The following is a 23,829-nucleotide window of genomic DNA, read 5'->3' on the forward strand; positions in this document are numbered from 1 at the left end:
CTGGGAACCACCCCACTGGCCACACCACACCCCCACCACAACCACCAACACACACATGGCCGCCCTGACCCCACCGGACCACCCCGAACCGCCACCAGACACCGACCCGGAACTCGACCTGCCCCCAGACCTGGACCTGTTCCAAGAACGTGAACTGCCCGTGGATCCCTTCCCCGACTGGTCCTCCTTCACGGCCGCCCACCCCTGGCCCGACACCCTCGACGTTCCCGACGAGCCTACGACCCGGACGACCCAGACTGGACCCTGCCCCAATACGACCCCCACGCCGCATACGCCGCCTACTAAAACAACCAACCCACCAAACAACCCCAAGAGGCAGCACCAACCCGCCGCCACGGCACACCCCCGGGACCGCGGACCGCTATTGCTGTCCAAGCCCGGTTGCTAGACAAGCGGCCCGCGTAAACAGACCCCAACCGCTGGGGCGCGCAGGCAGGTCATACCCCGGCACCGGGACCCGAACTACCGGTCGAGCGGTTCCTCCATGGACCCCTGACCTGCCGCCATAGCACGCTTAGCGCGGAGCGCGGCTGCTCGAGTCCGCCTGATCGACAAGCGCCCGCAGACAGGCCCCGAACCGCCGGGGGCGCAGGCAGCTCACGTCCACGCGCCAGCGTTCTCAGAACGCGCAAGCCGACGTTGACTTGGCCGATCCGGGCGAGACCGCTCGCGCGCGTGGCTCATTCTGGAATACGGGCCCGGCGCAGCCGCGCCGCCCGTCCACCCGGCCGGCAGTCCGACGCCGCCCCGGCGCAGCCGCTCCCCTAGCAGCCCGACAATGCCCGCTGAGGCTTTGCCTGCCGGTAGAGGTACCTGCCACGCTCTGCGAACCCGGCCCCCTCGTACAGCGCCCGGGCAGCGGTATTCGAAGCCATCACCAGCAGCCAGAAGTCCGACACGCCTCGGTGACTGCCAGCCGCAAGGAGGGCGTCAAGCACCTGCCGTCCGAAACCCCGGCGGCGGTGTCCAGCCCCTGTTGCCATGCAATAGACGCCTCCGTTGCCCTGCACGACGGCGAGGCGCCCGACGGCGGCCGGGGCGCCGTCGTCGTCCCTCACGAGAGCGTAGACGGACGGGCAGGAGGTCAGAATCTTCCGCGCGATGTCCAGCTCGGCGTCACCCCCGCGTCCGTCAACGGACCACCACAGCCGGAGCCACTCGTCGGAGGGCTCCTCGGAGATCTCGACGTCGATTGCCGGGTCACCGGGGAGGGCAGCCGGAAGGGTTCCACCGGGGTGGACCATGATGAGGGTCTCCGATTGCCGGGTGAATCGCTGCGCATCGAGAACCGTATTGAGGGCGGCGCTCCGCTCGTCGTCGAAAACCTGGAAGATCAAGGGCAAACGCCGAGAGCGATACCATTGCGTGGCGTCGCGCACTGCCGACTCGTTGTCGCCGGCCTCTTCCTTGGGCCAGACTGAGTTCGCCCGCTGGGTGACACCACCAGCGGCCCGCATGACCCAGCCGCCGGCGACTTCCCGGTCCAGGGCCGGCCATGCCCGGTCCATCAGCGCCTCAATCAGCGCCAGGCTCATCTCCTGCGCCACGCGTCCTCCTCAAAGTCAACGGCCACCAAAGTCAACCGCCGTCATGGTACGCCGGAGGCCCCCGCAATGTGCGGGGGCCTCCGGGCTACTGCTGCGGCAAAGAGCTGCCCTGCCGGTGCTTCCTACGCCTTCGTCCCGGGCTTGAAGTCGACTCCTGCTTCCTTCCGCTGCTGCGCCGTGATGGGAGCGGGGGCTGCGGTCAGGGGGTCGTAGCCACCGCCGGATTTCGGGAAGGCGATGACATCGCGGATCGAGTCGACGCCGGCCAGCAAGGCCACCACGCGGTCCCAGCCAAAGGCCATTCCGCCGTGCGGAGGTGCGCCATACTTGAAGCCTTCAAGGAGGAAGCCGAACTTGGTCTGGGCGTCTTCCTTGTCCAGGCCCATGAGTTCGAAAACGCGCTCTTGGACATCGGCCTCGTGGATACGGATGGATCCGCCGCCGATTTCGTTGCCGTTGCACACGATGTCGTAAGCGTAGGACAGTGCCGCCTCCGGGTCCTTGTCAAAGGAGTCCAGGAACTCGGGCTTCGGGGAGGTGAAGGCGTGGTGCAGAGCCGTCCACTGTCCGCCACCCACTGCGACGTCCCCCGACGCTACTGCCGCGGCAGCGGGCTCGAACATCGGGGCGTCGACGATCCAGACGAAAGCCCAGTCGTTCGGATCGATCAGACCGGTGCGGTGGCCGATCTCGACGCGGGCAGCGCCGAGCAGGGCGCGGGAAGCTGACTTCTCGCCAGCGGCGAAGAAGATGCAGTCGCCGGGCTTGGCGCCGACGGCATCGGCAAGACCGGCACGCTCGGCGTCCGTGAGGTTCTTGGCAACGGGACCCGCGAGCTCGCCGTCTTCCTTGAACAAGACGTAAGCGAGGCCCTTGGCGCCACGCTGCTTCGCCCACTCCTGCCACGCGTCGAGCGCGCGGCGGGCCTGCGAGGCTCCGCCGGGCATGACAACAGCTCCCACGTAAGGCGCCTTGAAGACACCGAAGTTCGTGTCCTTGAAGAACTCGGTCAGTTCGGTGAGCTCCAGGCCGAAGCGCAGGTCGGGCTTGTCCGAACCGTACTTGGCCATCGCCTCGTGCCAGGTCATGCGGCGGATCGGCGTCGGGATCTCGACGTCGATCAGCTGCCACACCGCCTTGACGATGCCTTCGCCGAGCTCAATGATGTCGTCCTGGTCAACAAAGCTGGCTTCGATGTCGAGCTGGGTGAATTCCGGCTGGCGGTCCGCACGGAAGTCCTCGTCGCGGTAGCAACGTGCGATCTGGTAGTACTTTTCGAAACCGCCAACCTGGAGCAGCTGTTTGAAAAGCTGCGGCGACTGCGGAAGGGCGTACCAGGAACCGGGTGCCAGGCGCGCCGGAACCAGGAAGTCACGCGCGCCTTCCGGCGTCGAACGGGTCAGTGTCGGGGTTTCGATCTCCACATAGCCATGCTGGTGAAGCAGTTCACGGGCCACGCGGTTTGCCTCGGAGCGCAGGCGAAGGTTCCGGGCGGGGCCGGGGCGGCGCAGGTCGAGGTAGCGGTGCTTCAGGCGGGCTTCCTCACCGACCTCCACGTGCTCGTCGATTTGGAATGGAAGGGGATCCGAAGTGTTGAGGATCACCACCTTCTCCGCGATGACCTCGATCTCACCCGTAGCGAGGTGCGGGTTCTCGTTGCCCTCGGGACGCTTGCTGACGGTGCCCACGATCTGCAGAACGTATTCATTGCGCAGGCCGTGGAAGACCTCTTCCTCGCGAACAACCACCTGGGCGACACCGGACGCGTCACGCAGGTCGACGAAGGCCACGCCGCCGTGATCTCGGCGGCGGCCTACCCAGCCTGCCAGGGTGACGGTCTGTCCAATGTGCTCGGAACGCAAGGATCCGAGGTCATGTGTGCGCAGCACAGCATTCCTTTCAACATGATTTTCAGGATCATGACAAAACGATCCCGTTCGAGTTTACCGTGGCTAACGCGTGGTGACGCGGACGTGGAGATCCTCGGGAGCCGGCTCCCAGCTGCCCGGGTCCGCGTCGACTTGCTCACCGGTGCGGATGTCCTTGACCTGGTGCTTGCCGTCCTCATCGGTGAACCACACGAAAGGAATGCCGCGCCGGTCGGCGAATTTGATCTGCTTGCCGAACTTCTCCGCTTTCGCCGCAACTTCGGTGGCGATCCCGCGTCCACGGAGCTGGGCAGCGACGTCCTGGGCAGCAGACCAGCTCTCGTCGTTGGTCAGCGCCACGAGGACCACAGTGGGCACCGAGCGTGACGCCGTAGCCAGCTCCTGGCTCAAAATGCGGGACACCAGGCGGGTCACGCCGATCGAGAGGCCAACGCCGGGGAACTTGCGGTTGCCCTTGCTGGCCAAGGCGTCGTAGCGGCCGCCGGAGCAGATGGAGCCGAGTTGCTCGTGTCCAACCAGGACGGTTTCGACGACGGTACCGGTGTAGTAGTCGAGTCCCCGGGCGATGCTGAGGTCGGCAACAACCTTGCCCGGGGCGCGCTGCACGGCCGCATCGATGACCTGTTCGAGTTCGCTGAGGCCTTCTTCGAGGAGTTCGTCAGTAACCCCGAGGGCGCGGACCTGCGCCACGAAGGAGGTGTCCTCTGTGCGGATGGCGGCGAGCTTCAGGGCAAGCGCTGCCTGCTCATCCGTGGCGCCAAGCTCGCTTCTGAGCAATTCGGCAACTTTCGCTTCACCGATCTTTTCAAGCTTGTCGATGCTGCGGAGCACGCCGGCAGTGTCCGTGAGGCCGATACCGCGGTAGAAGCCCTCGGCCAACTTGCGGTTGTTGATCCGCAGGCGGAAGTCCGGAATGGGAAGGGCGCTCAACGCCTCGGCGATGACGAGTGCAATCTCGACGTCGTAGCGGAAAGGCAGCTCCCCGTCGCCCACAACGTCGATGTCCGCCTGCGTGAACTCGCGGGCGCGGCCTTCCTGGGGCCGCTCCCCCCGCCACACCTTCTGGATCTGGTAGCGGCGGAACGGGAAGGCGAGGTAGCCGGCGTTCTCAACGACATAGCGCGCGAACGGCACCGTGAGGTCGAAGTGCAGGGCGAGGGCATTGGGATCCGCCTTGTCTGACTTTCCGCCTTCGCCGCCGTCTTCGTCTTCCTGCAGCCGGCTGAGGCCATATACCTCTTTGTCGATCTCGCCCTTGCGAAGAAGCTGGCCGACCGTTTCAACAGCGCGCGTCTCGATGGAAGAGAAGCCGTGGAGTTCGAACGTCTTGCGCAACGTGTCCAGCACATGCAGTTCCACCAACCGCTCCTGGGGAAGCCACTCGGGGAATCCGGACAGGGAGGCGGAACGGGCCATGGCGGAAATTTCTCCTCAATGATTGCGCGGACCGGAACCAGCGCCACGAACCACGGGCCGATTCGGCTCAGGATGGGCTGGCGTCCAGCCAGTCATGCATAAAATATGTGCGGCAGCCAGTTTATGCTTTCGGCGCCCCGCACATCTAATGCGGGCACCCGGGCCCCGGCTTGCTTGCGATGGAAGCTTGTCCGGACAACCAGGAGGACCGTTGCCTACAAGGCCGAAGGATAACCGTGAAGCCAAACGGCGCATCAGGCAGATGGAAGCCAGGCGCGAGCTTCGTCGTGCGCAGGGCAAGCGGCGCCGCCGGGACAATGTGATCGCCGTCGGTGCGGGCGCCGCCGCCCTCATTGCCGCCGTCGTGCTCCAACTCACGGTGTTCAACTCGAATCCGAGCGAATCGGAATTCGCAGCGGCCCAAGCCGGACTGAGTTCGCCGTCCGCCTCGGCAAAGCCCTCCGCTTCCGCCGCGCCAACAGGCTCTAACAGCGCCGATATCCCCAAGGCGGACACCGCCGCGGGCAAGACCTTCACTGGCCAGCTCAGCCTCAATGGCGGGGCAGTCGGCGTCGAACTTGATGGCACAACGGCTCCCCAGGCCGCGGCAGTGTTCAAATCGCTCGCGGACGCAGGTTATTACAGCGGCCTCAAGTGCCCACGGCTGACCACTGCCGACAACTTCTCGGTGCTGCAGTGCGGAGCCAAGGGCGCGGACACGACCGATGACCCCAACTTCCACTGGGGACCACTTGAGAACACCCCCGCCAACAACACCTATCCGGCGGGAACCATCGCCGTCGCCAGGACCGGCAACAACGCATACGGCAACGGGCACCAGTTCTTCATCGTGTACAAGGACACGGTCATTCCACCGGATTCAGCCGGAGGTTACACGGTGGTCGGCAAGGTGACGAGCGGCATGGACATCGTGACGAAGATCGCCCAGGCAGGTATTAATCCGGGCAGCAGCGCCACTGACGGCGCCCCTGTGGCAGCTGTCACGATAGACTCGTTTTCTCTGAAGTAATTCGTCCGGGCCACGGTCCACGGCGCATTGCCTTAGTAATCCCTCCAAGCGAAAGACTTTTAGCGGTGACAGACAGTCAGAAATCCGACGAAACTGCAGCAGTGAGCAACGACGAAGAAACCCAGGCTCCAGCACCTGAGCAAGCCGGTGATTCGCCCGTTGCCAAGCCAGCTGCTCCGGCCCCACGCCCTGCCCCCTCGAAGGCGCCTTCCCCGGCGGCATTCGCTGCCCGCCCGAAGGCCGCCGCGAGCGTGATTCCGGCTGCCCCGGCAGCGCAGCCCACGGCAGTGTCCCTGGCTGAAGCCGCCAAGTGGGGTCGCGCCGAGGGTGACGGCCACGTCTTCCTGACCATCGACGGCGAAGAACAGCCGGTGGGACAGTACCCGGGAGTCAGCACCGACGAGGCGCTGGCATACTTCGCCCGGAAGTTCGAGGATGTAGTCGCGCAGATCGTTCTGTTGGAGCACCGCGTCGAGTCCAAGGCCCCGGCCACGGACATGCAGAAAACGGTCGAGCACCTTCGCGGGCAGCTCGCAGAGCGAAACATGGTGGGCGACATCCGCGCGGCCGAAGCCCGGCTCGACGCCCTGACCGGACAGATTTCCGAGTTGGAGAAGTCCGAGAAGGCCGCACACGAGGCAGCACGTTCCGCGGAGCTCGCGGCGCGCGAGGCAATCGTCGCCGAAGCCGAGTCCATCGCCTCCCAGGATCCGTCCCAGGTTCAGTGGAAGACGTCGAGTGCCCGCATGAACGAACTCTTCGAGAGCTGGAAAGCGGCCCAGAAGAACGGCATCCGACTTGGCCGCAGCAACGAGGACGCGCTCTGGAAGCGGTTCCGCTCGGCCCGCACCGTCTTTGACCGCCACCGCCGCGCCTACTTCTCCCAGTTGGACAGCACCAACTCGGCAGCCAAGGCCGCCAAGGAACAGCTGATCGTCGAGGCCGAGGCACTCTCCAGCTCCACGGACTGGGGATTCGCCGCGGGCGAATACCGGCGGCTCATGGAGCAGTGGAAGGCTACGCCCCGCGCCAGCCGCAAGGACGACGACGCGCTCTGGCTCCGCTTCCGTGCCGCGCAGGACGTCTTCTTCAGCAACCGCCAAGCTGCCAATGACGAGATCGACCAGCAGTACACAGCGAACCTTGCCGTCAAGGAAGAACTCATCGCCGAGGCCCAGGCCCTGCTGCCGATCACGGACCTCAACGCAGCCAAGAAGGCGCTGCAGTCCATCCGCGACCGCTGGGAAGACGCCGGCAAGGTCCCCCGCGCCGACATGGGCAGGATCGAAGCCGGCCTTCGCAAGGTTGAGGACGCCGTCCGCGAGGCCGAAGAGGACAAGTGGCGCCGGAGCAATCCGGAGACGAAGGCCCGCACAAACAGCGCCCTTTCGCAGCTGGAAGCGGCTATCGCCAACCTGCGGGAGGACCTGGAAAAGGCCGAAAAGGCCGGCGACCAGCGCCGCATCAAGGATGCCCGTGAGGCCCTTGAAGCACGCGAGGCGTGGCTTGACCAGATCCAGCGCTCGGCAAGCGACCTCGCCTAGCAGTAGACGCGCCTAGTACGTCCGCAGACAGGCCCCGGCCCGGTTATCCACATAACCAGGCCGGGGCCTGTTCGCGTTGTTGGTACCGCGGAATGATTGCTGGATGGCCCCGAGATTACCGCCTCCGCAGCAACAGGACCCCCCAGCCCAGGAGCTGTATGCGCCCAGCCCCCAGTTCACCTGGGCCGAGCTTCAGTCAATGGCTACGGACGGCGTGCTCACACCGCTCTATGAGAAGAGCTTCACTCCTTCCGGTCTGGATGTCACGCCCCGGCTCCGTGCCCGCGCTGCGGCCCTGGTGGTTCCGGACCGCATTCGCAGGAAGGTCATCGCGGGGCGCATGACGGCGGCCTGGATTTACGGCTGCGCGGACGCCCCTGAGCGGCTTTCACTCCTCGTGGACGCCAAACACCGTATATCGAGCTTGCGTTCGGCTCCCGGCTGCATTCTGCACGAAGTCCGTTTGGGCCAACTGGACGTGGTCAGCATCGGCGGGCTGCTCGTGACCAGTCCGCTACGGACCGCCGTCGATGTAGCTCTTCACGTCGAGGCGGACAGGGCGTTGCCTGCACTGCGCATGCTGCTGTCGAAGGAGGAGTTGGGTGTCCGGCTCCGGCTCTTGGTCCTCGCGGTGGAGGCGTCCGCGAGGGTCCCTCACAAGAAGGCCGCGTTGCGCAAGCTCGCAGCCTTGGGCCGGACCCCGGACGCTCCGGCCCGCGAAGTATCGCCGTCTGAGGCAGCCGCCTGAGTGGTGCGGTTCAACTTCTCCTGTGGTTGCCCGTGGTCCTGTAGACATCGAACACGCCGTCAATCCTGCGCACGGCACTAAGCACGTGGTGCAGGTACTTGGGATCGCCCATTTCGAAAGCGAACCGCGAGATGGCTACCCGGTCGCTGGAGGTGTGCACGGAGGCAGCCAGGATGTTGACGTGGTTGTCCGACAGCACCCGGGTGACGTCGGAGAGCAGGGACTTCCTGTCCAGGGCTTCCACCTGGATCTCCACCAGGAAGACGCTGGATTGGGTCGGAGCCCACTCAACCTCGACGATGCGATCGGGCTGGTCACGAAGATCCGAGACATTCGTACAGTCGGTGCGGTGCACGGACACCCCGGAGCCCCGCGTGACGAACCCGAGGATCGGATCGGGCGGCACCGGAGTGCAGCAGCGGGCAAGCTTCACCCAAACATCCCCGACACCGCGGACGATCACGCCGGAATCCGAGTACCGGACCTTTTGGAGTTGCGACGGGATGCTGACTTCGTCCAGGTCCTCGTCCGGCGTCTCATGGCCACCGAGGTGCTCCATGAGCTTTTCCATGACGGACTGAGCGGAGGTGTGACCATCTCCCACGCCGGCGTACAAGCCGGAGATATCGACATAGTGGAGTTCCTCGGCCACCGTCGAGAGTGCCTCATGCGTCATGAGGCGCTGCAGGGGCAGGTTCTGCTTACGCATAGCGCGGGTGAGCTGGTCCTTGCCGCGCTCGATGGCCTCCTCGCGCCGTTCCTTGCTGAACCACTGCCGGATCTTGTTGCGGGCCCGGGCGCTCTTGACGAAGTGCTGCCAGTCCTGGCTCGGTCCTGCGCCCTCGGCCTTGGACGTGAAGATCTCCACCCAGTCACCGTGATTGAGTTCGCTGTTGAGCGGAACCAGTTTGCCGTTGACGCGCGCACCGATAGTCCGGTGACCCACCTCGGTGTGCACCGCGTAGGCGAAGTCCACAGGCGTCGATCCTGCGGGAAGGGCCATGACCTCGCCCTTGGGAGTGAACACGAACACTTCCCGGGCATTGATTTCAAAACGCAGCGAGTCCAGGAATTCGCCCGGATCGGACGTTTCCTGCTGCCAGTCCACCAACGAACGCAACCAGCCCATGTCGCCGTCCTTGGGGCTCCCCGGGCCTACTGCGGTCCGGTTGGGCTGGTCCTTGTACTTCCAGTGCGCCGCCACGCCATACTCGGCACGGCGGTGCATTTCGTGGGTCCGGATCTGGATCTCGACGGGCTTGCCGCCCGGGCCGATGACCGTGGTGTGCAAGGACTGGTACATGTTGAACTTCGGCATGGCGATGTAGTCCTTGAACCTCCCCGGCAGGGGGTTCCAGCGCGAATGCAAAGTGCCAAGGGCCGCGTAACAGTCCCGGACGGAGTCCACGAGGACACGCACGCCCATGAGGTCGTTGATGTCGTCGAAGTCCTTGTCCCGGACGATCATCTTTTGGTAGATCGAGTAGTAATGCTTGGGGCGGCCCGTGATGGTGGCCTTGATGCGGGCGACGCGGAGGTCTTCGGCAATCTGGTTGCGGATGACGCTCAGGCTCTTTTCGCGCTCCGGAGTGCGGTCCCCCACCATCCGGACGATTTCTTCATATACCTTGGGGTACAGGGCGGCGAAGGAGAGATCTTCGAGTTCCCATTTGATCGTGTTCATGCCAAGGCGGTGGGCCAGCGGCGCAAAGATCTCGAGTGTTTCGCGCGCTTTGCGTGCGGAGGATTCGGCTGAAACGAAGCGCCACGTGCGCGCATTGTGGAGCCGGTCCGCCAGCTTGATCATCAGCACCCGGATGTCCTTGGCCATGGCCACAACCATCTTGCGGACGGTCTCGGACTGTGCGGCCTCGCCGAACTGGACCTTGTCCAGCTTGGTGACACCGTCCACGAGCATTGCGACCTCCGGGCCGAAATCGCGGGTCAGGTCGGCCAAGGTGTATGGCGTGTCCTCCACAGTGTCGTGCAGGAGTGCCGCAGCCAGGGTTGTCCCGGTGAGGCCCAGTTCAGCGAGGATCGTGGCCACTGCAACGGGATGGGTGATGTACGGATCGCCGCTCTTCCGCTTCTGCCCCTGATGGCTTCGCTCTGCGACGGTAAAGGCCCGCTGGATGAGATCGAGGTCTTCCTTGGGGTTGTTTGCCCTGACGGTCCGCAGGAGCGGTTCCAGGATGGGCGAATAGGTGCTCGTGCCCCGTCCCGTCAATTTGGCCAGCCTGGAGCGCGTCCGCTCGCGTCGTCCGGGGAACGTCGGGCGCGCGCCGGGGCTGTCCACGGGCACACCGTCCACGGTGCTACCCGTAGCTGCAGTTGCGGTGCCGGGCACGCGGCTCAGGCCACCCTCTCCGCCCGCCGGCGGCGCCGACGTCGTACGTTCCTCCACAAAAGCACCTCTCACGACTGACTTAATTCTCCCAGTCTATTCCCGCTTGTGACCTCTCCAAGAACCGATACCCAGATGACGGAGCCGGGAAACAGAAGGGCCGGTCACCGCTTGTCAACGGTGACCGGCCCCTCAAGGAAAACGGAGGCTAAACGGCCGCAGCTTCCGGGTTCGCGCTGGCGGCCGCCGCGCGCCGGGCAGCCACCTTCTTGGCCTGCTTCTGCAGCTCGGGTTCACTCTGGCGCAGCCATGCGTAGAGCGGAGCCGCGATGAAGATCGTAGCCGCTGTACCGATCAGGATGCCGACGAACAACGCGAGGGACAGGTCGCGGAGTGTGCCGGCACCCAGCAAGCCGGCACCGATGAACAGAATCGCGGCGACGGGCAGTACTGCCACCATCATGGTGTTGATGGAGCGCACCAGGGTTTGGTTGACGGCAAGGTTGACTTCTTCGGCGAAAGTGCGCCGGCTCGAGGTGGCGATATCCGAGGTGTTCTCACGGATCTTGTCGAACACCACCACGGTGTCGTACAAGGAGTAGCTGAGCACGGTGAGGAAACCGATGATGGCCGACGGCGTCACCTCGAAGTCGCTCAAGGAGTAAACACCGGCTGTGGTGAACATCGTGACGAGCATGCCGACGAGGGCGGAAACCGACATCTTCCACGTGCGGAAGTACAGCGCCATCAAGAGGGCAGCCAAGCCTACGAACACCGCGAGGCCGATCAGGGACTGCTTGGTGACATCCTGCCCCCACGTGGGACCGATGAAGGTCGACGTGACCTGGTTTTCGGTGACGCCGTAGGCCTTCGCGAGGTCTGCCTTGATCTTGATGGTCTGGTCATCGCTGAGCTTGTCTGTCTGGATCCGCATAGTGCTTCCAGCGACATTGGCGACGCGCGGAACAGCACCGGGAACGATGTCGTGGACTGCCTTCTCGCCCAGGCTGGTCTCCGTGGTCTTCACGTTGGACACCGTGAACTCGGAGCCGCCGCGGAAGTCGATTCCGAGGTTGTAGCCGCCCTTGGCAACCGGCAGGAGGATCGAGATCGCCACCGCCACTGCGGCGATGATGAACCAGATCTTCTTGCTCGAAACGAAGTTGTAAGAACGCTTGCCTGTGTAGAGCTCGTTGCCGAACTTTGCGAAGCTCGTGGTCATTACTTCTCCTCCTTGTTGCCGTTGGAAGAACCAGCCAGCTGAGCTTGCTTCTCGGCAAGCCGACGTTCGGCGATGGTCATGCGGCGCTCGGCTTCAGCGGCCGCACCCGTGTTGCGGGCACGCACGACGGCGGGTTTCTCGGCCGGCGTACGGAGCCTTCCGGCACCGCGGTACAGGGGCACGGCGCCCAGGCGCTCAGGGTCGAGGCCGGAGAAACGGTGGCCCTCCCCGAAGAACTTGGTCCGGGCAAGCACCTGAAGCGTGGGGTGCGTGAACATGAACACGACCAAGAGGTCTGCAACAGCGGTGAGGCCAAGGGTGAAGGCGAAGCCGCGGACGTTTCCAACAGCGACGAAGTACAACACCACGGCGGCAAGCAGGTTGACGGCCTTGGATGCAAGGACCGTCCGCTTGGCGCGCTTCCAACCGTTCTCGACGGCGGATACGAGGCCCTTGCCTTCACGAAGTTCGTCACGGATGCGTTCGAAGTACACGATGAACGAGTCGGCTGTCTGGCCGATGGCCACGATAAGACCAGCCACACCGGCAAGGGAGAGCCGGTAGTTCTCGGTCCAGCCAAGGATCGCGATGGCCAGGTACGTGAGGCCGCCGGCCACCACGAGCGAGAGGATCGTGACAAAGCCCAAGGCCCGGTACTGGAAGAGCGAATAGACCACCACGAGCAGCAGACCGATCACGCCGGCCATCAGGCCAAGACGCAACTGTTCGCCACCGAGGGTGGCGGAAATCTGTTCCTCGGACTGGATATCGAAGCTGATGGGCAAAGCGCCGTAGCGAAGCTGGTCCGACAACGCCTGGGCCGAGGCTTGCGTGAAGTTACCCGTGATCTGCGGCTTTCCGTCGGTGATGACGGCGAGGGCGCGAGGCGCGGAGATCACCTGGTCATCCAGGACGATGGCGAACTGTGCCTTGGGGTCGTTGCCGCCCTGCGCCTGCGAGGCTACGTAGAACTGGTTGAGCCGCTGGGTGACGTCCTTGAACGTCTTGGTGGCGTTGGCATTGAACGTGATGGTCACGCCCCACGCATTGGTGACCGAGCCTTGGGCGCCCCGGACGGGATCAAACGAGGACGAAACGATGTCCTGGCCCTTCACCTCGACGGGACCAAGAATGTACTTGACGGCGGGCGTCTTGGCCGTCGCCGGCTCGCAGGTCACCAGCGGCTTGCCCGGGTCCGACCGCGGCCGCTTGTCCTGGGAAGGATGGACGCAGTCCAAGGCCTCGAAGGCCTTGTAGACGTCCGCGGTGACCCAGTTGCTGTCGCTGGCGTTGGTCGGCGCGGCAGTAGGCTTCGGCAGGCTTGCGTCCGGAGTCCGCGAGGCCTCCGGAACAGGGGCCGGGTCCCCGGCGGTGATCACCGGGCGGAAGTTCATGTCGGCTGATGCCTGGATCAGGGCGCGGGTTTCCGAACTTGGCGTACCGGGAAGGCTCACCACAACGTTACGGCCGGACTGCGTGGTGATTTCCGCTTCGGCGACACCTGAGCTGTCGACGCGTTGGCGGATAATCGCCACGGCCTGGTTCAACTGTTCTTCGTTGATGCCGGTTGATCCTTCGACCTTGGGCGCGAGAATCATTTGCGTGCCGCCCTCAAGGTCAAGCGCGAGCTTCGGGGCCCAGCTGGCGTGACCAGTGATGACGCCGCCGCCGAGGACTGCGGTCAGTACAGCGAATATTGCGACAAGCCAGATCAGCACCCTGCGGGCTGCATTTTTGTGGCCGGTTCGTGCCATGTTCGATCTTCCTGTTGATGACGGAACAGCCGCCGACGTGCACTGGTGAGCGCAGGCCGGCGGCGATTCATTGCCGTAGAACTATTCCCGCTTGTTGAGCGGGTACGGGCTAGTTGTCCTTCTTGCCCTCGTCGTTGAGGCGCTTGAGGGTTTCCTCCGGGGTCTCCTTGGATGCAGATCCATCGGATTCCTCTACCGTCAGCGACGACGCGTCGTCCGGGACGTCGACAGCGGCCTCCGCGACGGGCTCAACGATCTTGGTAACGGCCTGGCGGTGCACCGTGGCGAGGTTGCCCGGGGACAGTTCCAAGACCACTTTGTTCTCGGCTTCGTCCATCGAGACGATTCGGCCGAACAGTCCGAAACTGGTCATGACCTCGACGCCCGGGGCAAACTGGGACTGCAGCTGGGCCTGCTGTTGCTGCGTCTTCTTGTTGCGGCGGAACATCATGAAGATGAAGACGCCGAGCATGGCGAACAGCAGGATTGTCATTGGATCCACAGGGAAGTTCCGTTCTTTACATACGTTTTTGGTTTCACGGCCATGTCTGCCCGGTGGATCCGGCGGCCGTGGGGCTTTTGCCCACATGGCCGCGCAATGCTCCGACGGGCGGGCACAGAACCAAGGACTCGAACGTGCCGAGTGTCATACCAGTCTAGAGGGTTAAGCTGGATGGATCGTGCTAACGGCCGGTGTCGATGGTTTCCGCCCCATTTTCGCTGTCCTCGAACAGCGCCAGCGGGTCCTGGCCGAACACTCCGGGCGGCACGGCATAGCCAAGGTGCGTCCAGGCCGATGCCATGGCAATCCTGCCGCGCGGCGTCCGGCCCAGCAGGCCTTCCCGCACCAAGTATGGCTCAGCAACTGTTTCGACGGTTTCCGGTTCCTCTCCGACGGCGATCGCGAGGGTGGAAAGGCCCACGGGCCCGCCGTTGAACTTCAGGATCAGGGCCTCCAACACGGCACGGTCCAGTCGGTCCAATCCACGTTGGTCCACTTCGTACATGTCCAACGCGGCGGAAGCGGCACGGGCGTCGATTTGTTCAATGCCGTGCACCAAAGCCCAGTCCCGGACCCGGCGCAGCAGCCGGTTGGCGATACGGGGGGTTCCCCGGGACCGGCCCGCTATCTCGCTGAAGCCGGCCGAGTTGACCTTCAAATCGAGCAGTCCGGCCGAGCGGCGCAGTACGAGTTCCAGCTCCTCTACGGAATAGAACTCAAGGTGGCCGGTAAAACCAAAACGGTCACGCAGCGGTCCAGGGAGCAGCCCCGCCCGCGTGGTGGCGCCAACGAGGGTGAATGGCGGCAGCTCAAGCGGAATGGCAGTAGCACCCGCACCCTTGCCTACCACGATGTCCACCCGGAAGTCCTCCATGGCCATGTAGAGCATTTCCTCGGCGGGCCGGGACATCCGGTGGATCTCATCGAGGAAGAGCACTTCGCCCTCAGAAAGCGAGGAGAGGATGGCAGCGAGGTCGCCGGCGTGCTGGATCGCAGGGCCGCTGCTGATGCGCAAGGGAGCGTTCATCTCCGCCGCGATGATCATGGAGAGCGTGGTCTTACCCAGCCCCGGGGGACCTGAAAGCAGGACGTGGTCCGCGCTGCGGCCGCGCATTCTCGAGGCTTCCAGCACCAACGCGAGTTGTTTCCGGACACGGTGCTGGCCAACGAAGTCGTGCAGGTTCTTGGGGCGCAGTGCGGCCTCGATGACGCGCTCTTCGGGCTCCTCTCCCCCGGCAACGAGCGACTGCTCAACCACGGCTGCCTACCCGGTTTCCAGCACGGGCGCCGTCCTGCCCCAGCCAGCGAAGGGTTGCACGCAGGATCTGGGCGACGTTGCCGGCGTCGGCAAGCTCCGGAGAATCGGCCATTGCCTTCTCGATGCTGCCCGAGGCGTCCTTCTCCGACCATCCGAGGCTCGTCATGGCAGCGACCACCTGCGGTTTCCAGGCGGACTCGGCCGCGACGGCGGGGGCGGCTCCGGGCGCGGTACCGTGGGGCACCAGTTTGCCCGCAAGCTCAAGGACGATCCTGCCGGCCACCTTCGGCCCGATGCCGGGTACCTTGGTGAACGACTTGGCGTCACCGGAATGCGCGGCCACCCGGATGGCCTCGGGCTCATGGACGGCCAGCACGGCGAGGGCCAGCCGGGGCCCAACACCGCTCACGCTAAGCAGGACATCGAAAACTTCCCGCTCGTCGTCGTTCGAGAAACCAAAGAGCGTCAGGGAGTCCTCCCGGACGATCAAGGAGGTGAACAGCTTCGCTTCCTCGCCGACGTGCAGGTGGCTGAGGGTCTGGGGCGTGGCGTAGACGCTCATTCCGGCGCCGTTGAGGTCGATGACAGCCGTGGAAAGGCTGACGTGTGCCACGGTTCCGCGGAGAAAACTGATCAAGACCCGGCTCCTGAGTACTGCCCCGCGCAGGATGCGATTGCAGGTATGACTGCATCCATGACGCGGGGGCTATCCGAACATATCTACGAATACCCTAGCAAGGGCAAGGGACAATTACCGGGCGCGGCGCGCTTTCGCTTCGGCTTCAGCCCACGCCCGCTGGGCGGGCGTCAGCGCGCTGCTGCCCGGACCGGTAGTAGAAATGGCGGCGCCGCTGCCGGCCCGCCACGCGTGCGTGACGGCGAGGGCCAGCGCGTCCGCGGCATCCGCCGGGCGGGGCGGGGCGTCCAGGCGCAGGATTTTGGTGATCAGTTTCGTCACCGCTTCCTTGTTGGAGGTGCCGCTTCCCGTGACGGCGGCTTTGACCTCCGACGGCGTGTGGAGCGCCACCGGGATTCCCCGCCGCGCGGCGGCCGCGATGACGACGCCGGATGCCTGGGCAACGCCCATGACCGTGCTCACGTTCAACTGGGAGAAAACCCGTTCCACCGCGAGGACGTCGGGTTCATACAGGTCCAGCCATTCGTCGATGGCCTTGGCGATGACCAGCAAGCGCTGGTCCAATGATTGCTCCGGCGAGGTTCCGACGACGCCGACGGCCACCATGGTTGCGCGGCGGTTCCGTTCGACGTCGACCACTCCAATGCCGCAACGGGTGAGGCCCGGATCGACTCCCAATACGCGAAGAGTCAAGTCCGGGCCTCCCTGTTTGTCATGAAGCTGTGCCGCAATCGGGCGTTACTCGGACTCGAGTGCAGCCTGGACTTCCTCGCTCATGTCCGCGTTGGTGTAGACGTTCTGGACGTCGTCGAGGTCCTCAAGGGCGTCGACGAGCTTCATGAACTTCTTGGCACCGTCGAGGTCCAGAGGCACCTGCATGGACGGGACGAATTCAGCTTCGTCCGTGTCGTATTCGATGCCGGCTTCCTTGAGGGCTTCGCGGATGGCGGGGAGATCCGTGGGTTCCGAGTGGATTTCCCAGTTGTCGCCGTTGTCCTTGACTTCCTCGGCGCCGGCGTCGAGCACGGCCATCAGGATGTCGTCTTCGCTGAGCCCGTTCTTGGGCAGGTTCACGACGCCCTTGCGGGTGAAGAGGTAGCTCACCGAGCCGGGATCGGCGATGGTGCCGCCGTTGCGGGAAATCGCCAGGCGGACCTCGGAGGCAGCGCGGTTCTTGTTGTCCGTCAGGCACTCGATCAGGAGGGCGGAACCCTGCGGGCCGCGGGCCTCGTACATGATCTCCGTGTAGTCAACCACTTCGCCGGTCAGGCCCGCGCCGCGCTTGATGGCGCGGTCGATGTTGTCGGCGGGAACCGACGTCTTCTTGGCTTTGGTGACAGCCAGTTCCAGGCTGGGGTTGCCTGCAAGGTCCGGTCCGCCCATGCGGGCCGCGACTTCAATGTTCTTGATCAGTTTGGCGAACGACTTGGCCCGGCGGCTATCGAGGATGGCCTTCTTGTGCTTGGTCGTCGCCCATTTGGAGTGGCCTGACATGCTTTAAACTTCCCCTCTGATCATTCGAATAAACAATTCATGCACGCGTTTCTCCCCAGTCACTTCCGGGTGGAAGGAGGTGGCCAGCAACCGGCCTGATCGCACTGCAACAATTCTAGCCAACCCGTGCAAAGTGTCCGTGTGCGCGGCTTTGCCCGGCTCCACCTGGGCAAGGATTTCGACGCCGGGACCGACCCGTTCCACCCACGGTCCACGGATGAAAACGGCGTGCACAGGATCGACGCCGGACTCGCCCGCGCTGAACTCGAGGCCTTTGAAGTCGAGATCGGTTTCGAAGGATTCGCGCTGGCGGCCGAAGGCGTTGCGACGGACCGTGATGTCCAATCCACCGAACGTCTGCTGCGGATTCCCGGCGAGATCGGTGGCGGGATCGGCGATGTCCTCCGCGAGGAGGATCATGCCGGCGCACGATCCATAGACCGGCAGCCCTGACGCGATCTGCTTGCGAATCGGATCGGCGAGTTCGAAGACCCGCGCCAGCTTGTCGATGGTGGTGGACTCGCCGCCGGGAATGATGAGCCCGTCGATGTCGTCGAGCTCCGCCGGACGCCGGATGCCGACGCCGGTGGCACCGGCCGCTTCGACGGCGTGGATGTGCTCACGAAAGTCGCCTTGTAGTGCGAGGACACCGATGCGCAGGCCCGAGCCCACGCTTGATGAAGCCTCGAAAGGGGGATTGGTCATTCGACCATCATAATGCGCCGCCCCCGCCGGGTGTGCGCCGGTGGCCGGACAGCGGGCCTGCGGCACGAGGTTCATGCACTAACTGGGATATATTACAGAGCATGTTTTCGTTCACCGTTCCACTCGGCAAGCTGGTCCGTACTGTGTCCCGGCTGCGCGGCGGGGGTTCGGCTTTGCCCGGCCTCGTGGTCGAGAAAATCGATCCCGGCTTCATGCAGAGGACCCTGTCCTCGCTCCCCCATGGAGTGGCGGTGGTGAGCGGAACCAACGGCAAGACGACCACTACGAAAATGGTGGTGGAACTCCTGGAGAGCCAAGGACTGAAGGTCTTCACCAACCGGACCGGAAGCAACTTCACGCGTGGCGTGGCAGCCGCGCTTCTCGGAGCGGTGGACTGGCGCGGCAGGTTGGACGCCGACGTCGCGGTGTTGGAGCTCGACGAGGCACACGCCGTGCATTTCGTGAACAAGGTGCCCCCGCGCTACTGCCTCCTCCTCAATGTCCTGCGGGACCAACTGGACCGGTTCGGCGAAATCGACACCACGGCGCTCCTCCTCCAGCGCATCGCCGAGCGGACCACCGGCACCGTGGTACTGAACCGGGAGGACCCGCGGGTCGCCCGTATTGCCTCGGCCGTCAGTGGCCCCGAGGTGCTCTACTTCGGACTCGACGAATCGCTCCGCAGCACCTTCCCGAACGACGACGACATGCGGTCCGCGGCGTCGGGTACCAGCGCCCGCGGTGACGTTCCCCCGTCCCCGGCGGCCGACGTCGTACTCCGCCGGGTCGGTACCGACGACGCGGACTTCGAGTTCGACGGCGCCGTGGTGTCGACACACATGAAACTCCGCGGCGTCTACAACATCTTCAATGCCGCCGCCGCATTGGTCCTGGCCAGGAGCATCACCGGAGCAAGCGGGCAGCCAGCTGACGCCGCGAAGTTGGTCAAGGCCCTCTCCGAAGTGGCTCCTGCGTTCGGCCGCGGAGAGAGCCTGACCGTCGACGGCCAACCCTTCGAGTTAGTCCTCGTGAAGAACCCGAGCGGTTTCCGCCTGGGGCTGAAGTCGTTCCCGGCGAAGGGCTACGCGTCCATGATCGCCATCAACGACAACTATGCCGACGGCCGTGACATGTCGTGGCTTTGGGACGTTGAATTCGACTCGCTGCGCGAGGACGGCGTCGACGTCGTGAGCGGCGTCCGCGCCTACGACATGGCCTTGCGCCTCCAGTACGACGAGGTCCGCTTCGGCTCAGTGGACACCGACATCCCTGCGGCGCTGGCAGAATTCATCCGGGGGGCAGCGGGCAAACCGAAACGCGTTTTCTGCACCTACACCGCGATGTTGGCGATCCGGCGCGAACTCTCCAAAATCACCACAGTAGAGGTGGTCTCATGACCCCGGCCGAAAGCACCACCCACGCCAGCAAGGGCACCATCCGGGTCCTCCAGCTCTATCCCCGTGACATGAACATCTACGGCGACTGGGGAAACGCGCTCGTCTTGCGGCAGCGCCTGCTCTGGCACGGCTACACGCCCGAACTTCTCGAATACAACGTGGGCGACGACTTCCCCGAAGACGTCGACCTCATTGTGGGCGGCGGCGGCCAGGACAGCGGCCAGCTGGTCATCCAGGAAGACCTCCAGGCGCGGGCTGGGCATCTGCGCGGCATGGCCGAGGACGGGACGCCCATGCTGGTCATTTGCGGGCTCTACCAGCTTTTCGGCAAGTTCTTCAAGACGAAGAGCGGGCCTGTCATCCCCGGCATCGGCATCCTGGATGTCGAAACCGTCGGCACCGACGAACGGCTCATCGGAAACGTCACCCTCACGTCCCCCGAGTTCGGCGAAATCATGGGCTACGAGAACCACAGCGGACAGACCACCCTGGGCGCCGGCGTCGAGCCCCTCGGCACCGTGTCCAAGGGTGCGGGCAACAACAGCAAGGACAACCATGAAGGCGCCAGGCACCGGAATGTGGTTGCAAGCTACCTGCACGGTTCCTTGTTGCCCAAGAATCCTGCCATCGCCGATTTCCTGATCCGCACCGCCGTCGAACGCAAGTACGGCACTTTCGTCCCGGGAAATCCCGACGACGACTTCGCCCGCCTCGCGCGCGAACACGCGGCGCGCCGGCCGCGGTAGCGAGCTGCGTGGAGCCGCGAGCCGCGTTAGGCGGCCGCGTGGAGCCGCGTTAGCGAGCGGTCAACCGTTGTGGGCGGGGGCCCCGCATGAAAGGGTTGCTTGATGACGAACCCTCTCTTGGAGCCGAGTACCCTTCCCTTCGGATTGCCGCCTTTCGCAAGCATCCGGGACAGCCACTACGCCGAAGCCGTGGATGCGGGCCTCGCTGAGCACCTGGCCGAGATCCGGTCCATCGTCGAGAATCCGGAGCCCGCTTCCTTCGACAACACGGCGGTTGCCATGGAACGCTCCGGCCGGCTGCTGGAGCGTGCGGCGGCTGCGTTCTTCACGCTGGTCTCCGCCGACGCCTCGGAGGCTATCCTCGAACTCGAAACCGAGTTGTCGCCCCGTTTCGCGAGCCACCAGGATGCGATCTACCTCAACCGCGGACTGTACGAACGATTCGCGGCGATAGACACGTCAGGACTTGATGACGAGTCCCTCCGCCTGGTCAAGGAGTATCTCCGGGAGTTCCGCCAGTCAGGGATCCAGCTTGATCCGGCTGACCAGGAAAAGCTCAAGGGCCTCAATGCTGAGCTCTCCCGCTTGGGAACCGAGTACGGGCAGCGCGTTAAGGAAGCCATGAAAGCCGCCGCCCTCGTCGTCGACGACGCCGCGGAACTCACCGGCCTGCCAGCGGACGACATCGCCAGCGCCGCCGAGGCAGCACGCATTGCCGGGCACGAGGGGAAATACCTGCTGACCCTCATACTGCCGAGCAACCAGCCTGCTTTGGCTTCATTGCAGAACCGTGACCTCCGCCGCCGCTTGTATGAAGCGTCGGTCGCACGGGGAAGCGACGGCGGCCCCCTGGATGTCCTGGAACAGGTGAAGGCGATGGTGCGGTTGCGCGCCGAAAAGGCGGCACTTCTCGGGTACGGCAACTACGCCGAACTGGTCAGCGACCGCCAGACCGCTCCCGATTTCGCCGCTGTACAGACAATGCTCAACAGGCTCGCTCCTGCCGCCATCCGCAACGCCGACGCCGAAGCAGCCACCTTGGCGGAGAGCGCGGGCCATCGTTTGGAGGCCTGGGACTGGGCCTACTACTCTTCGAAGGTCCGGCGGGAACGGTTCGAGGTGGATGAACAACTCCTGCGCCCCTACTTCGAATTAAACCGGGTCCTCGCAGACGGCGTGTTCTTCGCAGCCACGAGCCTCTTCGGGATCACTTTCCACGAGCGGAACGACCTTGAGGGCTACCACCCCGATGTCCGCGTCTGGGAGGTGCGGAACGAGGACGGCTCCCAGCTTGGCCTTTTCCTGGGCGACTATTACTCGCGGGACTCCAAGCGCGGCGGGGCGTGGATGAACGCTCTCGTGGAACAGTCAACGCTGCTCGGTACCAAGCCGGTGGTGCTCAACAACCTGAACGTCTCCAAGCCCCCGGCCGGGGAACCCACCCTGCTCACGCTGGATGAGGTCCGGACCGCATTCCACGAGTTCGGCCATGCCTTGCACGGACTCTTCTCCAACGTCACGTATCCACGGTTCGCCGGAACCTCGGTCCCCCGGGACTTCGTGGAGTATCCGTCTCAGGTCAACGAGATGTGGATCATGTGGCCGGAGGTTATCGGCAAATACGCCCGCCACCACGCCACCGGCGAACCGCTCCCCCAGGACGTCGTCGACCGCCTCAACGGGTCCAGGCTGTGGGGCGAAGGTTTCGCCACCACGGAATACCTGGGCGCCGCCCTGTTGGACCTGGCCTGGCACGTGCTCGACGCCGACGCTGTTCCCCAGGATGCCCTGGACTTCGAAGCCAAGGCCTTGGCTGCGGCAGGCGTGGCGCACTCCCTGATACCGCCCCGGTACCGCACGGGGTACTTCCAACACATCTTCGCCGGCGACTTCTACGCGGCCGGGTACTACTCGTACATCTGGAGTGAAGTGCTGGACGCGGAGACGGTGGACTGGTTCACGGAGAACGGCGGGCTGCTGCGCGGGAACGGCGAACGGTTCCGCTCGGAACTCCTCTCCCGCGGCAATAGCCGGGACCCGCTGGAATCGTTCCGCATACTCCGCGGCCGCGAGGCCTCACTCGACCCACTCCTTAAGCGCCGCGGGCTCGAGTAATCCCCTCACCGATTGCTCCGCAAGCGCCGTTTTGAGCCGCGAAAACGACCCTTGCTCAGCAATCGATGGTGTTAAAGTACGACGCCGACCGGTCACCATCGTTTGAAAGGTGACCGACCGGCGTCGTGCTAGGCCGCACTATGCAGGCAGGCCCTGGTCCGGCAGCGTGCGTAAAAGGGGCCCCGCTCGCCGCGAAGCGGCCTCAGCGGGGAATAGCACGCAGAGGATCGGGGCCTACCGGCACGCCAAGAACGTGGGGAATAGCACGCAGAGGACTGCCATTGCCCAGACCTAGGTAAGCCCTACCAGCCGCGTTCTGCGAGGCGGTGGGGCTCGGGGATTTCCTCGACGTTGATGCCGACCATCGCTTCGCCCAGGCCACGGGAGACCTTGGCGATGACGTCGGGGTCGTCGTAGAAGGTGGTGGCCTTCACGACGGCGGCGGCACGCTGGGCCGGGTTGCCGGACTTGAAGATGCCCGAACCGACGAACACGCCGTCCGCGCCGAGCTGCATCATCATTGCGGCGTCGGCCGGGGTGGCGATACCGCCGGCGGTGAAGAGGACGACCGGGAGCTTGCCGGTGGCGGCGATTTCCTTGACGAGTTCGTACGGTGCCTGCAGCTCCTTGGCCGCGACGTAGAGCTCGTCCTCGGGAAGCGAGGTCAGGTTCTTGATCTGGGCGCGGATCTGGCGCATGTGGGTGGTGGCGTTGGAGACGTCTCCAGTGCCGGCTTCACCCTTGGAGCGGATCATGGCAGCGCCCTCGTTGATGCGGCGCAGCGCCTCGCCGAGGTTGGTGGCACCGCAGACGAAGGGAACCGTGAAGTTCCACTTGTCGATGTGATGGGTGTAGTCAGCCGGGGTCAGGACCTCGGACTCGTCGATGTAGTCCACGCCGAGGGACTGCAGGACCTGGGCTTCGACGAAGTGGCCGATACGGGCCTTGGCCATCACCGGGATGGACACGGCGGAGATGATCTGGTCGATCATGTCCGGGTCCGACATGCGGGACACGCCGCCCTGGGCTCGGATGTCGGCGGGGACGCGCTCGAGCGCCATGACGGCCACAGCACCGGCATCTTCGGCGATGCGGGCCTGCTCGACGTTGACGACGTCCATGATGACGCCGCCCTTGAGCATCTCGGCCATGCCGCGCTTGACGCGGCTGCTGCCCGTAACGCTGGCTGCGGACGAACCGGCTTCGTTGCTTACATCAGGTGTAGACACAAAAACCCCTATGGGTAGATAGAAGACCTTCGCCGGGGCGCAGGCGGACAGGGGCCACACACGGCGCGCACCGGATTTCCAGGTCACATTGACCAAGTAACTTCAATACTAGTCCCCTGCGCTGTGCCCGCCGTACTTGATTACCAGCCTGGTACACGGCCGCTCTGGCGTAAGCGCCGCTGGTCCGGTTGCCGAGGCGATCCGGGTTCATTGGGAGCTTGGCACCTGATT

Annotated in this window: 19 protein-coding genes and 1 pseudogene; 7 read left to right on the top strand and 13 right to left on the bottom strand. The window is 64.6% G+C overall.

Going from position 1 to position 23,829, the window contains the following annotated elements; translation table 11 throughout:
- Positions 1 to 409, top strand: a pseudogene (locus L0B83_RS18685) (hypothetical protein); the annotation flags it as partial.
- 376 nt (positions 410 to 785) lie between these two features.
- On the opposite strand, the gene L0B83_RS18690 reads toward L0B83_RS18685, so the two are convergent.
- From L0B83_RS18690 to hisS, 3 genes are all read right to left on the bottom strand, one after another.
- Positions 786 to 1,556 (bottom strand): GNAT family N-acetyltransferase, encoded by a 771-nt coding sequence (locus tag L0B83_RS18690; RefSeq protein WP_234760094.1) that lies wholly within the window; start codon positions 1,554 to 1,556, stop codon positions 786 to 788.
- A 134-nt stretch (positions 1,557 to 1,690) separates the two neighbouring features.
- Positions 1,691 to 3,457: an aspartate--tRNA ligase gene (aspS, locus tag L0B83_RS18695; protein ID WP_234760078.1), complete on the bottom strand. Its 1,767-nt coding sequence runs from the start codon at positions 3,455 to 3,457 to the stop codon at positions 1,691 to 1,693.
- 63 nt (positions 3,458 to 3,520) lie between these two features.
- The gene (hisS, locus tag L0B83_RS18700; protein ID WP_234760079.1) at positions 3,521 to 4,873 is read right to left on the bottom strand and encodes a histidine--tRNA ligase; all 1,353 of its coding nucleotides are present in this window, start codon (positions 4,871 to 4,873) and stop codon (positions 3,521 to 3,523) included.
- A 262-nt stretch (positions 4,874 to 5,135) separates the two neighbouring features.
- Between hisS and L0B83_RS18705 the strand changes: the two genes are divergently transcribed.
- The 3 genes from L0B83_RS18705 (at position 5,136) to L0B83_RS18715 (ending at position 8,195) form a co-directional block, all read left to right on the top strand.
- On the top strand, positions 5,136 to 5,903 hold the full coding sequence (locus L0B83_RS18705; RefSeq protein WP_372461223.1) for a peptidylprolyl isomerase: 768 nt from the start codon (positions 5,136 to 5,138) through the stop codon (positions 5,901 to 5,903).
- A 65-nt stretch (positions 5,904 to 5,968) separates the two neighbouring features.
- A complete protein-coding gene (locus tag L0B83_RS18710; protein WP_234760081.1) occupies positions 5,969 to 7,447 on the top strand; it encodes a DUF349 domain-containing protein in 1,479 nt (492 codons plus the stop codon).
- Positions 7,448 to 7,646: 199 nt separating this feature from the next.
- Positions 7,647 to 8,195, top strand: a complete 549-nt coding sequence (locus L0B83_RS18715; protein ID WP_234760082.1) for a type IV toxin-antitoxin system AbiEi family antitoxin — start codon at positions 7,647 to 7,649, stop codon at positions 8,193 to 8,195.
- Between the two features lie 10 nt (positions 8,196 to 8,205).
- Here L0B83_RS18715 and L0B83_RS18720 read toward each other — a convergent pair whose 3' ends face one another.
- The 9 genes from L0B83_RS18720 to pdxT form a co-directional block, all read right to left on the bottom strand.
- Complete coding sequence (locus L0B83_RS18720) at positions 8,206 to 10,599, bottom strand: RelA/SpoT family protein (RefSeq protein ID WP_308194031.1); 2,394 nt, start codon at positions 10,597 to 10,599, stop codon at positions 8,206 to 8,208.
- Positions 10,600 to 10,747: 148 nt separating this feature from the next.
- Positions 10,748 to 11,761 carry a protein translocase subunit SecF gene (secF, locus tag L0B83_RS18725; protein ID WP_234760083.1) on the bottom strand — a complete coding sequence of 338 codons (1,014 nt, stop codon included), beginning with the start codon at positions 11,759 to 11,761 and terminating at the stop codon, positions 10,748 to 10,750.
- Positions 11,761 to 13,515, bottom strand: coding sequence for a protein translocase subunit SecD (secD, locus tag L0B83_RS18730; protein ID WP_234760084.1), 1,755 nt, complete (start codon positions 13,513 to 13,515; stop codon positions 11,761 to 11,763). The genes secF and secD overlap by 1 nt, the downstream gene beginning before the upstream one ends.
- 109 nt (positions 13,516 to 13,624) lie before the next feature.
- Entirely contained in the window at positions 13,625 to 14,008 is a 384-nt protein-coding gene (yajC, locus tag L0B83_RS18735; RefSeq protein ID WP_234760085.1) for a preprotein translocase subunit YajC, read from the bottom strand.
- A gap of 190 nt (positions 14,009 to 14,198) precedes the next feature.
- Positions 14,199 to 15,275 carry a Holliday junction branch migration DNA helicase RuvB gene (gene ruvB, locus L0B83_RS18740; protein ID WP_234760086.1) on the bottom strand — a complete coding sequence of 359 codons (1,077 nt, stop codon included), beginning with the start codon at positions 15,273 to 15,275 and terminating at the stop codon, positions 14,199 to 14,201.
- Positions 15,268 to 15,912: a Holliday junction branch migration protein RuvA gene (ruvA, locus tag L0B83_RS18745; RefSeq protein WP_234760087.1), complete on the bottom strand. Its 645-nt coding sequence runs from the start codon at positions 15,910 to 15,912 to the stop codon at positions 15,268 to 15,270. Before ruvA ends, ruvB begins: the two co-directional genes overlap by 8 nt.
- 114 nt (positions 15,913 to 16,026) lie before the next feature.
- On the bottom strand, positions 16,027 to 16,605 hold the full coding sequence (gene ruvC, locus L0B83_RS18750) for a crossover junction endodeoxyribonuclease RuvC (RefSeq protein ID WP_234760088.1): 579 nt from the start codon (positions 16,603 to 16,605) through the stop codon (positions 16,027 to 16,029).
- A gap of 45 nt (positions 16,606 to 16,650) precedes the next feature.
- Entirely contained in the window at positions 16,651 to 17,406 is a 756-nt protein-coding gene (locus tag L0B83_RS18755; protein ID WP_234760089.1) for a YebC/PmpR family DNA-binding transcriptional regulator, read from the bottom strand.
- A gap of 3 nt (positions 17,407 to 17,409) precedes the next feature.
- A complete protein-coding gene (pdxT, locus tag L0B83_RS18760) occupies positions 17,410 to 18,111 on the bottom strand; it encodes a pyridoxal 5'-phosphate synthase glutaminase subunit PdxT (RefSeq protein ID WP_234760090.1) in 702 nt (233 codons plus the stop codon).
- A 101-nt stretch (positions 18,112 to 18,212) separates the two neighbouring features.
- Here pdxT and L0B83_RS18765 point away from each other — a divergent pair, with 101 nt between their 5' ends.
- The 3 genes from L0B83_RS18765 to L0B83_RS18775 all read left to right on the top strand — a co-directional run bounded on the left by L0B83_RS18765 (position 18,213) and on the right by L0B83_RS18775 (position 22,369).
- Complete coding sequence (locus L0B83_RS18765; protein ID WP_234760091.1) at positions 18,213 to 19,508, top strand: Mur ligase family protein; 1,296 nt, start codon at positions 18,213 to 18,215, stop codon at positions 19,506 to 19,508.
- Complete coding sequence (locus L0B83_RS18770; RefSeq protein ID WP_234760092.1) at positions 19,505 to 20,254, top strand: type 1 glutamine amidotransferase; 750 nt, start codon at positions 19,505 to 19,507, stop codon at positions 20,252 to 20,254. Before L0B83_RS18765 ends, L0B83_RS18770 begins: the two co-directional genes overlap by 4 nt.
- A 102-nt stretch (positions 20,255 to 20,356) precedes the next feature.
- Positions 20,357 to 22,369 carry a M3 family metallopeptidase gene (locus L0B83_RS18775; protein ID WP_234760093.1) on the top strand — a complete coding sequence of 671 codons (2,013 nt, stop codon included), beginning with the start codon at positions 20,357 to 20,359 and terminating at the stop codon, positions 22,367 to 22,369.
- A 302-nt stretch (positions 22,370 to 22,671) separates the two neighbouring features.
- Here the strand turns inward: L0B83_RS18775 and pdxS are convergent, their stop codons facing one another.
- Complete coding sequence (gene pdxS / locus L0B83_RS18780; protein WP_308194033.1) at positions 22,672 to 23,598, bottom strand: pyridoxal 5'-phosphate synthase lyase subunit PdxS; 927 nt, start codon at positions 23,596 to 23,598, stop codon at positions 22,672 to 22,674.
- Positions 23,599 to 23,829 lie beyond the last annotated feature (231 nt).

The organism is Arthrobacter alkaliphilus, from assembly GCF_021483235.1.
In the GTDB taxonomy this organism is placed as follows: Bacteria; Actinomycetota; Actinomycetes; order Actinomycetales; family Micrococcaceae; genus Arthrobacter; species Arthrobacter alkaliphilus.